Annotated in this window: 10 protein-coding genes and 1 tRNA gene; 8 read left to right on the top strand and 3 right to left on the bottom strand. The window is 43.6% G+C overall.

Translation table 11 applies throughout. The annotated features are described in order from the left end of the window. Positions 1-86 precede the first annotated feature (86 nt). Entirely contained in the window at positions 87-623 is a 537-nt protein-coding gene (locus tag MH117_RS15405) for an NADPH-dependent FMN reductase (protein ID WP_239329756.1), read from the top strand. 446 nt (positions 624-1,069) lie between these two features. Here the strand turns inward: MH117_RS15405 and clpP are convergent, their stop codons facing one another. Together clpP and MH117_RS15395 are read right to left on the bottom strand one after the other, a co-directional pair. Further along, positions 1,070-1,663 (bottom strand): ATP-dependent Clp endopeptidase proteolytic subunit ClpP, encoded by a 594-nt coding sequence (gene clpP, locus MH117_RS15400; RefSeq protein WP_285109011.1) that lies wholly within the window; start codon positions 1,661-1,663, stop codon positions 1,070-1,072. 440 nt (positions 1,664-2,103) lie between these two features. After that, positions 2,104-2,178: transfer RNA gene (locus MH117_RS15395), tRNA-Arg, on the bottom strand. 533 nt (positions 2,179-2,711) lie between these two features. On the opposite strand from MH117_RS15395, the gene MH117_RS15390 reads away from it, so the two are divergent. From MH117_RS15390 to eno, 6 genes are all read left to right on the top strand, one after another. Beyond that, positions 2,712-3,767 (top strand): sugar-binding transcriptional regulator, encoded by a 1,056-nt coding sequence (locus MH117_RS15390; RefSeq protein WP_239329754.1) that lies wholly within the window; start codon positions 2,712-2,714, stop codon positions 3,765-3,767. A 42-nt stretch (positions 3,768-3,809) separates the two neighbouring features. Then, positions 3,810-4,814 (top strand): type I glyceraldehyde-3-phosphate dehydrogenase, encoded by a 1,005-nt coding sequence (gene gap / locus MH117_RS15385; RefSeq protein WP_239329752.1) that lies wholly within the window; start codon positions 3,810-3,812, stop codon positions 4,812-4,814. 359 nt (positions 4,815-5,173) lie between these two features. Further along, positions 5,174-6,355: a phosphoglycerate kinase gene (locus MH117_RS15380; protein WP_239329750.1), complete on the top strand. Its 1,182-nt coding sequence runs from the start codon at positions 5,174-5,176 to the stop codon at positions 6,353-6,355. Positions 6,356-6,398: 43 nt separating this feature from the next. Further along, positions 6,399-7,151, top strand: a complete 753-nt coding sequence (gene tpiA / locus MH117_RS15375; RefSeq protein ID WP_239329748.1) for a triose-phosphate isomerase — start codon at positions 6,399-6,401, stop codon at positions 7,149-7,151. A 1-nt stretch (position 7,152) separates the two neighbouring features. Beyond that, complete coding sequence (gene gpmI, locus MH117_RS15370) at positions 7,153-8,691, top strand: 2,3-bisphosphoglycerate-independent phosphoglycerate mutase (protein WP_239329746.1); 1,539 nt, start codon at positions 7,153-7,155, stop codon at positions 8,689-8,691. A 64-nt stretch (positions 8,692-8,755) separates the two neighbouring features. Continuing rightward, positions 8,756-10,042 (top strand): phosphopyruvate hydratase, encoded by a 1,287-nt coding sequence (gene eno / locus MH117_RS15365; protein ID WP_239329744.1) that lies wholly within the window; start codon positions 8,756-8,758, stop codon positions 10,040-10,042. Between the two features lie 682 nt (positions 10,043-10,724). On the opposite strand, the gene MH117_RS15360 is transcribed toward eno, so the two are convergent. After that, a complete protein-coding gene (locus tag MH117_RS15360) occupies positions 10,725-11,972 on the bottom strand; it encodes a Kelch repeat-containing protein (protein ID WP_239329742.1) in 1,248 nt (415 codons plus the stop codon). A 461-nt stretch (positions 11,973-12,433) separates the two neighbouring features. Here MH117_RS15360 and MH117_RS15355 point away from each other — a divergent pair, with 461 nt between their 5' ends. Then, positions 12,434-14,719, top strand: coding sequence for a bifunctional 2',3'-cyclic-nucleotide 2'-phosphodiesterase/3'-nucleotidase (locus MH117_RS15355; RefSeq protein ID WP_239329740.1), 2,286 nt, complete (start codon positions 12,434-12,436; stop codon positions 14,717-14,719). Positions 14,720-14,833 lie beyond the last annotated feature (114 nt).

Below are 14,833 nucleotides of genomic sequence, written 5' to 3'. Positions count from 1 at the left end.
AAATTCGTGGTATAATCATCCAAAGCGGGAATGATCCATTTTATATGCTTGCTGTTCATACGAAGCAAATTAAGGAGTGAATTATGATGAATAATATCTTATTAATTTCGGGAAGCCCCCGTGCTAACTCTAATTCCAAACGTGTCATTGCATATTTGAAGCAGCAGTTAGAAGCATCAGGAGCGGATTGTCACGTATTTGATTTGCGAGAAGACTTGCTCCCTCTTTATCTGAATGAAGGCAGTCAATATGAGGATGTAAACGTGAGCAAGCTTGTTCAGCTAGTAGAGCAAGCCGACGGTTACATGGTCTGTACGCCCGAATATCATGGTGCAATGAGCGGTGCTTTGAAAAATGCACTTGATTTCTTGAACAGCAAAAACTTCAATGGCAAACCGTGCGGCATAGCGGCGACTGCTGGAGGCGGGAAAGGAGGCATTAATGCGCTCAACAACTTGCGGACGGTAATGCGCTCCTTGTATGTCAATGTGGTACCTATGCAAGTAATTGCCGATCCGCATATCTTTAACGACGAAGGACAAATTATCGATGAACGTGTGAAGACGAATCTATCCTTGTTAAGTGATAGTTTGCTAGATTCGGTCAAACGACTGAAGAGCTAAACTAAATAACTAGGACATTTTATGTTATTTTAAGGTTGTGCTCAGTTTCGCTTAATGTAGGGGCCTTATTCTGATTATGGACCGAATGACAGATGACTATTTCGAGGAGGGTTGCCACACAACTTCATGACCTTGGACAGCCGGAATCATCCGAATGCACAAGGGATCCGTTTCATCTTTCTCATGGTTTACAGTTTACCCCTAGAACATATATAGACCACATCGTCTCGTGAAACGATGTGGTCCTTTTTTTGTGCTTAGCTCTATGTGCGCTTAGTTGGATTCTAACATACCAACAGGATTGATTACCCCGAATGGTTGTCAGTTCGATCACGTCAGCATCTTCCTAAGGATTATACCAGCTACATTCTGATATAGTGTCAAAATAAAAAAGGCTCTTGATGAGATCAAGAAAGCCTTCTTCTTAGCTAATTACTTTGCGCTGCTTAAGGGATAAGCGGCGATTTTTCCAATACTTTATCGACAAGTCCGTAAGCTTGTGCTTCATGCGCTGTCATAAAGTTGTCGCGGTCTGTATCTTTCTCGATCTGTTCGAGCGGTTGACCTGTACGCTCTGATAAGATTAGATTCAGCTTGTCGCGCATTTTCAAAATACGACGAGCACGAATCTCGATGTCGCTTGCTTGACCTTCAGCGCCGCCTAGCGGCTGGTGAATCATTACTTCGCTGTTAGGCAGAGCAAATCGTTTTCCCTTTGCTCCTGCGTTCAAGAGGAACGCACCCATCGAAGCTGCCATACCAACACAGATAGTGGATACGTCAGGCTTAATGTGCTGCATCGTATCAAATATAGCCATACCCGCCGTAATCGATCCGCCTGGGCTGTTAATGTATAAATGGATATCTTTGTCCGGGTCATCCGCAGCCAAGAACAGCAGCTGAGCGATAATGGAATTTGCTACAATGTCATTAACTCCTGAACCTAAGAAAATAATTCGATCCTTTAACAGACGAGAATAAATATCATAAGCACGTTCGCCGCGATTCGTCTGCTCGACAACCATAGGTACATAACTCACGTATAACCCCTCCTAATCCTCAATAGCTAAAATATAAACCAAATGATGTATCCTTAAACGTGTAAACGTCATAAGGCGCTTGAAGTTGTAGCCATATCATATCTAATTTTTCGCCAAAAGTCAAAGATGGTCAAACAAGCTGATCAACGCATAATAATGTGCTTGTTTACAGTTGTATATGCGGCATAAATAGTAAAAGGAGTCAAATGTCATATTGAAAATAAATGATCAATTCTTGGAATAGCGGGCTGATCGATATCGAGTATATTAGGTACTGAAGTATTGCTGCGCAGGACAGGCAGGGTGGAGATGGGGTGATATAGAAAAAACACCCGTCTTCAACTCCCTATGCGAGAAGGAGAGAACTCGGATGTCTTTGAATTCAAGTAGCCTATTCATATGTACGTAAACTTCATTATCAGGCATCATCAAGGTATTTATGGCGCGCCCGCAAGGAATCGAACCTTGATCTCAGGCTCCGGAGGCCTACGTCATATCCATTGGACCACGGGCGCATTAAAAAAATGATGCAAGATGTATTATAAAGTATTTTGACACAAAGTGCAACAAAAAGTGGGATTTCATTAATGGATTAGAAACGCTAGGCTTGAGACACCACATTGTTAAGATGTTGGTGTCTTTGTTCTATCAATGATGCAAGTTGTTTATGAAGAGGAAAGAAAGGGTAAGTGGTTAGGACTAGTTAGTACTTATTTGTACACCTAATGGGATAACAAAAAATAGGCACACAAACCTTTATGCAGGAGTTTATATGCTGCAAAACAAGTCCTTAACGAATTTTTCAAAAATTTAATATCTTTTATTTGTTCTAAATAAGAACAATTATATGTACAGAATACGCTTTCATTGTTGATATAGAGCCAAATGAATAAGATATGCGACAATTGCCCATTATAGATGCGGGATACTTGCAACTTTACGGAAATTTCGGTAGAATGATGGTGGGACGTAAAATGTGTCATTGGGACACATTGAGTCCAGCGTTATATTCGAATACAGTTTCTGAGGAGTGCAGGAGTGGAGAGAAATGCGTGAATGGCTAGAGATAAATAAGCGTCTTCTGCCCGACCTCTTGGAACTGTTAAAGAAGCGCTATACGATCCTGCATGAGATTATGATGTCCGATATTATCGGCCGGAGAACGCTAGCGTCATCGTTACAGATGACAGAGCGTGTACTGAGAGCCGAGACCGATCTGCTGAAAGCACAAGGTCTTATCGAGACAGAGACAGCAGGCATGCGGATCAGTGAAGAGGGACGAAAGCTTGTCACGCAGTTGGAACCGCTGATGCGGGAACTGCTCGGCATGCGTCACCTCGAGGATGCAATTCGCGAAGAGTTCGGCTTGAAGCAAGTGATCGTCGTACCTGGCGATTCGGAGCTCTCAAGTGCCGTGAAGCAGGAGTTGGGCAAGGCAGCATGCGAAGTGCTGGATCGCGTGATGGGCAAGGATGACGTCATTGCGGTTACCGGCGGATCTACGTTGGCTGCGGTTGCCGATCAATTAACAAGCTCCGTATCACGCAAGGGCAACTGGTTCGTTCCCGCAAGGGGAGGACTGGGTGAGAGTCTCGAATATCAGGCCAATACGATAGCCTCGATGATGGCGAAGCGCGTTGGCGCCCAGTATCGATTGCTCCATGTGCCTGATCTTATTAGTGAAGATGCGTACCAGTCACTGAAGCAAGAGCCGAACATCAAGGATATTCTGCGAGTGATTCGGCAGGCACGTATTGTCGTGCATGGCATCGGAGATGCACTTGTGATGGCAAGACGTCGTCATGTGGATCAGGCGACCGTGCAGCAGCTTCGGGACGTTGAGGCAATAGCCGAAGCTTACAGTTATTACTTTGACCGCCAGGGTCAAGTCGTACATACGATGCTTACTTTAGGTTTACGTATGGAAGACATCTCCCAAGCGGAGGCTGTCATCGCCGTTGCTGGTGGTAAGGGCAAGGGTGAAGCGATTACGGCAGTACTTCGATTCGGTCATGAGGATATTCTTGTGACGGATGAAGTAGCAGCGAATGAGATCGTACAAATCTGTGGTCTAGATGTGCCTATGGGCCGTCTTGAGCAATAAATTAAAAAAAATTCTCTATTTAGGAAATGGGAGGAATCATCAATGGTTAAAGTTGGTATTAACGGTTTTGGACGTATTGGACGTAACGTATTCCGTGCAGCTTTGAGCAACTCTGAGGTTGAAATCGTAGCAATCAACGACTTGACTGACGTTAAAACGCTCGCTCACCTGTTGAAATATGACACAACACACGGCGTTTTGGACGCTACTGTAGAAGCTAAAGAAGGCGCGCTTATCGTTAACGGCAAAGAAGTTAAAGTATTTGCAGAGCGTAACCCTGAGAACTTGCCATGGGGCGCTAACGGCGTAGAAATCGTTGTTGAGTCCACTGGTATCTTCACAGCTAAAGACAAAGCTGAGATGCACTTGAAAGGCGGCGCGAAGAAAGTTATTATCTCCGCACCAGCTACTAACGAAGACATCACAATCGTTATGGGCGTTAACGAAGATAAGTATGATGCAGCTAGCCATACAATCATCTCCAACGCTTCTTGCACAACGAACTGCTTGGCGCCATTCGCTAAAGTATTGAACGACAAATTCGGTATCGTTAAAGGTATGATGAACACAATTCACTCCTACACTAACGACCAAAACGTTCTTGACTTGCCGCACAAAGACCTTCGTCGTGCTCGTGCAGCAGCTCAAAACATCATTCCTACAACGACTGGTGCTGCTAAAGCAGTATCTCTTGTATTGCCTGAATTGAATGGCAAATTGAATGGTATGTCCATGCGTGTTCCTACTCCTAACGTGTCTGTTACAGACTTGGTAGTAGAACTTGAGAAAAACGTTACTGTTGAAGAAGTTAACGCAGCTTTGAAAGAAGCAGCTGAAGGTCCTTTGAAAGGCATCTTGAACTACTCCGAAGAGCCATTGGTATCCAGTGACTACAACGGCGACCCAGCTTCCTCTACAATCGACGCTTTGACGACGATGGTAATCGGTGGCAACATGGTTAAAGTTGTTTCCTGGTACGATAACGAGTGGGGCTACTCCAACCGTGTTGTTGACTTGGCAGCTTTCATCGCTAAAAAAGGTCTGTAATTATATAGCATGACAATCAAAGAGGAGAAACCGCAAGGGTCTCCTCTTTGCCTGATTGCAGACGATAAATGGACGGATGAGTTATAGATATAGAGAACCATACAACCAATAGAGAACAAGACAATGTTGATTCCATCACCATTTCATATATAGAATATCTATAGAACCTAGAGCGTTATTTTTTGCTATATGAGTCTTATTCAGATTCATATATACAGAGATATAAATAAAGCGGCGCAACAGCGCTGTAGAACCCGACAGAACATCGAACAGACACAGAATGACACAGAATGTTAACCGATTACATCAGAATTCAACGGAACTGAATGGTTTCCATATTCGATAGGAGGAACATGGGGATGAACAAGAAGAGTGTACGAGACATTGAGGTTAACGGAAAACGCGTATTTGTGCGTGTAGATTTTAACGTGCCATTGGAAAATGGTCAAATTACAGATGACACGCGTATTCAAGAAACGCTGCCAACTATCAAGTTTTTGATGGAAAAGGGCGCTAAAGTGATTTTGGCGAGCCATATGGGACGTCCTAAAGGTGAAGTGGTTGATTCCATGCGCCTTACACCAGCTGCGGCACGCCTTGGTGAATTGCTTGGCAAGCCAGTTAAGAAGCTTGACGAGTCCATCGGTGAAAGCGTGCAAGCGGAAATTGCCAACATGAACAACGGTGACGTTGTCGTTTTGGAAAATGTACGTTTCCACAAAGGCGAAGAGAAAAACGATGCAGAACTCGCGAAGCAATTTGCAGCGCTTGCTGACGTATTTGTTAACGACGCATTCGGTGCAGCTCACCGTGCACATGCTTCTACAGAAGGCATCGCTCATCACTTGCCAGCAGTTGCAGGCTTATTGATGGAGAAAGAGCTGGATGTATTGGGCAGAGCCCTTTCCAACCCAGAGCGTCCATTCACTGCCATCGTTGGTGGCTCCAAAGTTAAGGACAAGATCGATGTTATTAACAAAATGCTTGAGATCGCAGACAACGTAATTATTGGCGGCGGCTTGGCATACACGTTCTTCAAGGCACAAGGCCACGAGATTGGTCAATCTTTGTTGGACGAGAGCAAATTGCAAGAATCCCTTGGCTTTATTGAGAAAGCGAAGGAACTTGGCAAAAATCTTTATCTTCCAGTGGACATCGTAGTATCTGATGATTTCAGCGCTACAGCTAACACACAGAATGTGGATATTGACGGCATTCCTGCTGACTGGGAAGGTATCGACATCGGACCGAAAACACGTGAGATTTATGCTGATGTTATTAAGAACTCGAAGCTTGTTGTATGGAACGGACCTATGGGCGTATTCGAGATCGAGCCTTTCTCCCACGGAACTCGTGCGGTAGCTAATGCTTGTGCGGAAACAGCAGCTTACACGATCATCGGCGGCGGCGACTCTGCAGCAGCAGTTGAGAAGTTTAACTTGAAAGACAAAATGGACCACATCTCTACAGGCGGCGGCGCTTCCCTTGAGTTCATGGAAGGCAAAGTATTGCCAGGCGTAGTGGCATTAAACGATAAGTAAGGTCGACAGCATGAAGCTGTCCCCATGCTAAGGAGTGAATCAGGTGAGAAAACCGATCATCGCAGGTAACTGGAAAATGTTCAAAACTGTGCCGGAAGCACTTGAGTTCGCAGCAGCAATCAAAGGTAATGCGGAAGTGGAAGGCGTAGAAAGTGTAATCTGCGCACCTTTCACGAACCTGCCTGCACTTGTTGAAGCGTTCAAAGGCACATCCATTAAAGTTGGCGCACAAAACTTGCACTTTGAAGATAACGGTGCCTTCACTGGTGAGATTAGCGGCGTTATGTTAAAAGACTTGGGCGTTCATTACGTGATCATTGGTCACTCAGAGCGCCGCGCTTACTTCGCGGAGTCGGATGAGATTGTGAACAAGAAAGTTCACGCTGCATTCCGTCACGGCATTACGCCGATCGTCTGCGTAGGCGAATCGCTCGAAGAGCGTGAGTCCGGCAAGACAAACGATGTATGCAAAGTTCAGACAGAAGGCGCATTCCAAGGCGTTTCCGCTGAGCAAGCACGCGAAGTTGTTATTGCTTATGAGCCAATCTGGGCTATCGGAACAGGCAAATCTTCTACAGCTAAGGATGCAAATGAGACCATCAGCTACATCCGCAGCGTAGTAGCTGGCCTTTACAACGAAGAAGTTGCACAAGCTGTTCGCATTCAATACGGCGGCAGCGTTAAACCTGAAAATGTGCGTGAATATATGTCAGAAAGTGATATTGACGGCGCATTGGTAGGCGGCGCAAGCTTGCAACCGGCTTCCTACATCTCCTTGGTGGAAGGAGCGAAGTAAGATGTCCGCACCTAGACCTGTAGCACTTATCATCATGGACGGATTCGGACTTCGCGATACTGTGGTCGGCAATGCTGTTGCACAGGCGAATAAGCCGAACTACGACCGTTATATGAGCACGTTTCCTCATACAACTTTGACTGCTTGCGGTGAAGCAGTAGGTTTGCCGCAAGGGCAAATGGGGAACTCTGAGGTTGGACACTTAAATATTGGTGCTGGCCGCATTGTATACCAAGACTTGACTCGGATTACCAAGTCGATTCGCGAAGGGGATTTCTTCTCCAACGAAACGCTTCTTGGTGCAGTTAAGTATGCAAAAGAAAACAACAAGGCGCTGCACATTTACGGCTTGTTGTCTGATGGCGGGGTTCACAGCCATATTGATCATGCGCTCGCAATGTTGGATCTGTGTGCGCGCGAAGAGCTGAAAGAAGTATACATTCACGCCTTCCTAGATGGCCGTGACGTTGCACCTGATAGCTCCCGCGGTTACATCGAGAAATTGCAAGCGAAGATCGCTGAAGTTGGCGTGGGTCAGATTGCAACGGTTCAAGGCCGTTATTATGCAATGGACCGCGACAAACGATGGGAACGCGTCGAGAAATCTTATCGTGCCATGGTGTACGGTGATGGACCTAAATACCGCGATCCAATCGCAGCGGTAGAAGAATCCTATCAACGCTCGGTATACGATGAATTCGTAATGCCGACTGTTATTGTTGGTGAGGATGATCAACCGGTTGGTTTGGTGCAAGACGGCGACTCCGTCGTGTTCTTGAACTTCCGCCCGGACCGCGCAATTCAATTGGGGCAAGTATTTACGAACGAAGACTTCCGCGGATTCGACCGTGGACCTAAGTTCCCTAGAAACTTGCACTTTGTAGCCTTGACCCTCTTCTCGGAGACAGTTGGCGGATATGTAGCATATTCTCCGAAAGAACTCGATAATACGCTTGGCGAAGTCCTTGTCCAACATGGCAAGAAACAACTGCGTATTGCTGAGACTGAGAAGTACCCGCACGTTACATTCTTCTTCAGCGGCGGTCGTGATGTGGAGCTTCCAGGTGAGAAACGTGTCTTGATTAACTCGCCTAAAGTGGCTACTTATGATCTGCAGCCCGAAATGAGTGCATATGAAGTTGCGGAAGCAGCAGTGAACGAGATCAACTCTGACCAGTTCGATACGATTATCCTGAACTTTGCGAACCCTGATATGGTGGGTCATTCCGGCATGCTGGAACCAACCATTAAGGCGGTTGAAGCGACGGATGAATGTATGGGCAAAGTTGTTGAAGCGGTATTGGCGAAAGGTGGCGTCTGCTTGATTACGGCGGACCACGGCAACGCTGATATGGTATTCGACGAGCAAGGTCGCCCGTTCACGGCACATACAACGAACCCTGTACCATTTATCGTAACCTCGAATGACTTCGAGTTGCGTGAAGAAGGCATTCTGGCTGACATTGCACCAACGATTCTAGATCTGATGCAATTGCCGCAGCCAACTGAGATGACAGGTAAGTCGATGTTGAAAAAGTAACAGACATGTCCACCCGACATGTGGGATAATAGATTACATTAGCATAAAAGGAGATGTATCGATCATGACAATGATTATGGACGTATACGCTCGCGAAGTCCTGGACTCCCGCGGCAACCCTACAGTAGAAGTTGAAGTTAAATTGGAATCCGGCGGCTTTGGCCGTGCAATCGTACCTTCTGGCGCATCCACTGGCGCTCATGAAGCTGTAGAGCTTCGTGATGGCGACAAAGGCCGTTACGTGGGTAAAGGTGTTGAGAACGCAGTTAAAAACGTTAACGACATCATTGCACCAGAAGTAATCGGTATGGACGCTTTGGATCAAGTAGCAATTGACCGTCTGATGATCGAATTGGATGGCACACATAACAAAGGCAAATTGGGTGCTAACGCAATTCTTGCGGTATCCATGGCTGTAGCTCGTGCTGCTGCACACGCATTGGATGTACCATTGTACACTTACCTGGGTGGATTCAACGCAAAACAATTGCCAGTTCCAATGATGAACATCATCAACGGTGGCGAACATGCCGACAACAACATCGACGTACAAGAGTTCATGGTACTTCCTGTAGGTGCTCCTAACTTCAAAGAAGCACTGCGTATGGGCGCTGAAATCTTCCATAACTTGAAATCTGTATTGCAATCCAAAGGCTTGAACACAGCTGTAGGTGACGAAGGCGGCTTCGCTCCGAACTTGAACTCTAACGAAGAAGCGATCACTACGATCATCGAAGCGATCGAAAAAGCTGGTTACAAACCAGGTGTAGACGTATTCTTGGGTATGGACGTTGCGTCCACTGAGTTCTACAAAGACGGTAAATACACACTTGCTGGTGAAGGCAAATCCTACACTTCCGCTGAGTATGTTGACCTTCTTGCTTCTTGGGTTGAAAAATATCCAATCATCACAATCGAAGACGGTATGTCCGAAGATGACTGGGATGGTTGGAAATTGCTCACTGAGAAATTGGGCGACAAAGTTCAATTGGTTGGTGACGACTTGTTCGTTACAAACACAGAACGTCTTGCTACAGGTATCGAAAAAGGAATCGGTAACTCCATCTTGGTTAAAGTTAACCAAATCGGTACACTTACTGAAACATTCGATGCTATCGAAATGGCTAAGCGCGCTGGTTACACAGCAGTTATCTCCCACCGTTCTGGTGAGTCCGAAGATAGCACAATTGCTGACATCGCAGTTGCAACAAATGCAGGTCAAATCAAAACAGGTGCTCCGTCCCGTACGGACCGTGTTGCGAAATACAACCAATTGCTTCGTATCGAAGACGAGTTGGGTAAAGTTGCTCGCTATGACGGCTTGAAATCTTTCTACAACTTGAGAAAGTAATTCGCTGAATAAGCGAGTGTTATACGCAGCAAGGGATATCCTTAAGTAGTTATTTACTTAGGGGTATCCCTTTTTTTATTTTAAAGGATAAGGATACAGCTAATTGACCAATTATATTATCTTATAATATTTCAAAATACAAATGCCTGATCCGCAAAGTACCCCGCTAGAATATTGAATCCCTGTAGGGATAATGCATCTATAGTCTACCTTTAGCTTAATTCGAGCGGCTTGCTTAGATAACTATGTATATTAAACAGTTAGAAGCTAAAACTGCCTTGCGCTAATCCTTCATCGTATTGTGGTGGTTGATAAGCAAGCTATACCATAATAGGTGATCAGCGAGAGTAAAGCCAAGTGGTGTAGCATCCTTTATTGAGATTTCATTTAAGTCAATAATTGATATCAATGGCAGTCTCCCGAAGCAGATTATGTTCAAGAATTGAATTGTTCAAGTGTTTTAGATTGGTTCTGAATTGTTTATTTTGATGTACTACTTTCCAAAGCTTAATAATGAGGATGTTTGCTATCATTTCTATCGGATTGCATGTTATGAGGGGAATGATATGTAAGAGCAAGACTGTAAAATAAGGTTGTTTGCTTGAAGAATAATACTTTTAAAGGATCTTTTTAATTAGGAACAAAATATTAAGGAGCTGCAACTTAGCAGCTCCTTAATATTTTACTTAGCTGTATACTCGCTTACTTCAAACGTCAAAATCTTATCAAAAATTACATAGTCCTTACGGCTGGTAAATGGACCTTTATTATTGCTATGTTTATTGATGGCATAAGATGCTGTACCTTTACCACCGTTTTTATTTTCATACCATGAGATAAAGGAATTAACTTCGTCCATCGACAAATCAAATTCTTTTTCCAAACCAGTTGTCAATGTAATGGTAAGGATGGCACGATTACCTTTAGATTGTTCTGGATCAGTAGGATCGGTCGGGTTAGTAGGATCAGTAGATTCATCACTTACTCCAGGATAATATACTTCAACTTTATTACTAGCAGTAGTCGTTTCGCCTGCTATGGAATAAACCGCATTATTAAAAGATACAACACCTGATCTCCTTGTTGTAGGCATATCTAATTTTTTGGACCACTCATTTTTCGCCGGGTCAAACTCATAGACTGAATTTATTTTGATATTGCCTGTAGGTTTGCCTCCCCCGACTCCATATATTTTACCATTTAGTTCTGTTGCGCCAATATATATAGCAGATTCAGGATAAGGTGTTCCACTCTCCCAAGTATCTGTTTCAGGATTATAGATTTCAACTTTACTTGTTTGAGAATTCGAGCTACCTGCTTCTTCTCCACCAATGGCGTAGATTTTTCCATTTAAGATAGCTAGTCCAATACCAGATCTAGCGGAAGGCATATTTGATTTTGCAATCCAACTGTCAGTATCTGTATTATACTCGTAAATGGTGTTGGAATTTGAGCCTGAAGGATTGTACCCTCCTATAACATAAATTTTATTGTTAAATGCAATTCCGGAAGTGTAAGTTCTTGTAGCAGGTAGTTTTGCTTTGCTTGACCATGTATCAGTTTTAGGATTGTAAACTTCAACGATAGCAGTATAGCCGTTTCGATCCTTACCTCCAATTACGTAAATTAAATCATTTACAACAGCTATTGCTGCTCCATATCTTGCTGTTGGCATAGGAGCTTTCTCTATCCATGAGTCAGTACTAGAATTATATGCATATACATTATTAGAAAAGCCAGTATACCCAGAAGAGGAGCCTCCAATTACGTATATGGTTTGGTTAGCGACTGCAACATGAGGATAAAGTCTGGAAACAGGAAAATCATTTTTTTGTTCCCATCTTTCTATAGTATTGGATGCAAATACACTTGGGGCAAAACAAACTAGCAATAATAGTGATAATAATACAGGTAAAAATGTTTTCTTCATGTCAGTTCTCCTAAGTTAGTATTTATTAGTATGTATTCGGATTATACAAATAAAATGATCTCATGTCTATATATTCAGATATATATAATTGTATATATATAAATTTAAATTTAGCAGTGATGAGGTTCAAGGAAATTTTCAATCATATTTTTTCATAATTAGATTGACCAAGAGTAAATACAGCCGCTTAATCAAGAGGAATTGCTGGCAACAAAGGACGACGTTAACAAGAACGGGGTAATTATTGTGTAATACGGATAGTTCAAAATAATAAGAAATTATACTATATGTAGGAGGTACACAGCTCATCTGTGATAAATTTTAAAAATTATTTACCCATACATTACAGAAGAAACCCAAATTTTAGCGCTTTATTCATTTAGTTATCTACCAATTATAAGTTGCAGGTGCTACACTATTTCTGCTTGGCATTTGTATACATATAGGAGGTCAATTCACACATGAAAAAAACACGCAAGCAAATGCTGACTGCTTTTCTGCTCAGTACCTCTTTGGTGGTTGGGGCCTTGTCTTTCCCCCTTACATCGGTAAAAGCCGAGGACAGTTCGATCCTGAAGCTCCGTCTGCTTGAAACGACAGATCTTCACACCAACATCGTTAACTATGACTACTACCAGGACAAAGTGACCGACGAATTCGGCCTGGCGAAAACCGCTACATTAATTAAGAAAGCAAGAGATGAAGCAACAAACAGCATCCTTATTGATAACGGAGACTTGCTACAAGGCAACCCACTTGGTGATTATGTTGCCAAGATCGATCCGTTAAAAGATGGTGAGACTCACCCTGTTTATAAAGCGATGAACCTGCTGAACTATGATGTGGGGAATATCGGTAACCACGAATTTAACTTTGGTCTGGACCATCTGAACCGCAGCCTGAAAGGTGCTAAGTTCCCTTATATTAACGCAAACGTCTATGCAGACGATAAGGATAAAAATCCGGACAATGACAAAAACCTGTTTACACCTTATCAAATCCTTGAACGCAAATTTAAAGATGAGAGTGGTAAAGAGGTTACTTTGAAAGTAGGCGTCATCGGCTTTGTTCCTCCGCAAATTATGATGTGGGACAAGTCTAATCTGGAAGGCAAGGTTATAGCTAAAGACATTCTAGAAACCGCTAACAAATTCATTCCTGAAATGAAACAAAAGGGTGCTGATATTATCGTTGCGGTTCCTCACTCCGGTCTAGGCCCTGTAGAGACGGCTGCAAACTTGGAAAATGCTAGTTACCAGTTGAGTAAGATTGATGGCATCGATGCTATCCTGTTTGGACATTCCCATCTTGTGTTCCCGGGACCTGGTTTTGATAGTATCCCAGGTGTTGATGCAAGCAAGGGAACCATTAACGGTAAACCTGCGGTTATGCCTGGTTACTGGGGCAACAATCTGGGCGTAATTGACCTGACATTAACACAAGTGAATGGAAAATGGAAAGTGGCTGAGTCCGCTACCAAAGCAGTTCCTATTTATGATAAAGCGAAGAAAGCGTCGCTTGCTGATGCAGACCCATCTATTTTGGATGCGGTAAAAGATGAACACGATCATACTGTAAAATGGGTGCGTTCTGCGGTAGGGAAAACAACTTCTCCTATTTACAGCTACTTTGCACTTGTTCAAGATGACCCATCTATTCAAATCGTAACCAATGCACAAACATGGTTTGTAGAGAAAAATATTAAAGGTACGGAATATGACGGAATTCCTGTGCTGTCTGCAGGCGCGCCATTCAAAGCAGGCGGTCGTAATGGTGTAAGCTACTACTCCAACATCCCTGCAGGAACGATTGCTATCAAGAACGTGTCTGATCTTTACATTTATCCGAACACGCTCAAAGCGGTGCTGATCAACGGGTCCCAGGTAAAAGAGTGGCTGGAGCGTTCTGCTGGCCAGTTCAACCAGATCGATGTGAAGAAAAAAGAAGAACAGCCGCTTGTAAACGAAATGTTCCCTACTTATAACTTTGACGTGATCGATGGTGTTACTTATCAAATCGATGTTACACAACCGAATAAATATGCCATTGATGGTACAGTAGCCAACAAAAATGCCAACCGTATTAAAAACTTGGCGTATAAAGGCAAGCCTGTTAAAGCGACAGACAAGTATATTGTCGTAACAAATAACTATCGTGCAAGCGGTGGCGGTGCTTTCCCTGGTCTGGATGGCAAAAACATTATCATCGATTCCCCAGATGAAAACCGTCAAGTAGTGATTGATTACATTCTAAGCCAAAAAAATATCAATCCAGCAGCAGATAACAACTGGACGTTTGCACCTATAAATGGAAAAGCTAATGTGACCTTTACTTCTGCTCCAGAAGCTAAGCAGTTTGTTAAGAACACATCAAAAATCAAATTTATTAACGTGCTTGAAAGTGGCTTTGCTAAATATTCCATAGATTTGTCCAAGCCAGTACAAGCTGAGAAGCCAGTTAAGCCAACAACGCCTGCTAAACCAGCAATACCAGCTAAGCCAACAACACCAGGTAAATCAGATAAACCAGGCAAACCAGCAACACCAGCTAAGCCAGCAGCGCCAGGTAAATCAGATAAATCGGGTAAACCAGCAACACCAGCTAAGCCAGCAGCGCCAGGTAAATCAGATAAATCGGGTAAACCAGCAACACCAGCTAAGCCAGCAGCACCAGGCAAATCAGATAAATCAGATAAATCAGGTAAACCAGCAACACCGGCTAAGCCTGTGAAGCCAGCTACGAAATAAGCTGCTTTAGCATAAGAAGCCATTCTCTATGTCATCGAAGACTAGGGAATGGCTTCTTTTTGCTATACAAAAAAGCTGTCCACTAAGCTATATTTCTGCTTAGTGGACAGCCAT

The sequence above is a fragment of the Paenibacillus sp. ACRRX genome (assembly GCF_022346885.1).
Taxonomy (GTDB): domain Bacteria; phylum Bacillota; class Bacilli; order Paenibacillales; family Paenibacillaceae; genus Paenibacillus_B.
The sequence above is the reverse complement of the archived record's forward strand: the minus strand, read 5'-3'. Positions and strand labels throughout refer to the sequence as shown.

What these genes read in the sequence shown, in the direction of transcription:
- MH117_RS15405 (WP_239329756.1), top strand. Translation starts at nt 87, where the DNA reads ATGAATAATATCTTATTAATTTCGGGAAGCCCCCGTGCTAACTCTAAT.
- MH117_RS15390 (WP_239329754.1), top strand. Translation starts at nt 2,712, where the DNA reads ATGCGTGAATGGCTAGAGATAAATAAGCGTCTTCTGCCCGACCTCTTG.
- gap (WP_239329752.1), top strand. Translation starts at nt 3,810, where the DNA reads ATGGTTAAAGTTGGTATTAACGGTTTTGGACGTATTGGACGTAACGTA.
- MH117_RS15380 (WP_239329750.1), top strand. Translation starts at nt 5,174, where the DNA reads ATGAACAAGAAGAGTGTACGAGACATTGAGGTTAACGGAAAACGCGTA.
- gpmI (WP_239329746.1), top strand. Translation starts at nt 7,153, where the DNA reads ATGTCCGCACCTAGACCTGTAGCACTTATCATCATGGACGGATTCGGA.
- eno (WP_239329744.1), top strand. Translation starts at nt 8,756, where the DNA reads ATGACAATGATTATGGACGTATACGCTCGCGAAGTCCTGGACTCCCGC.
- MH117_RS15360 (WP_239329742.1), bottom strand. Translation starts at nt 11,972, where the DNA reads ATGAAGAAAACATTTTTACCTGTATTATTATCACTATTATTGCTAGTT.
- MH117_RS15355 (WP_239329740.1), top strand. Translation starts at nt 12,434, where the DNA reads ATGAAAAAAACACGCAAGCAAATGCTGACTGCTTTTCTGCTCAGTACC.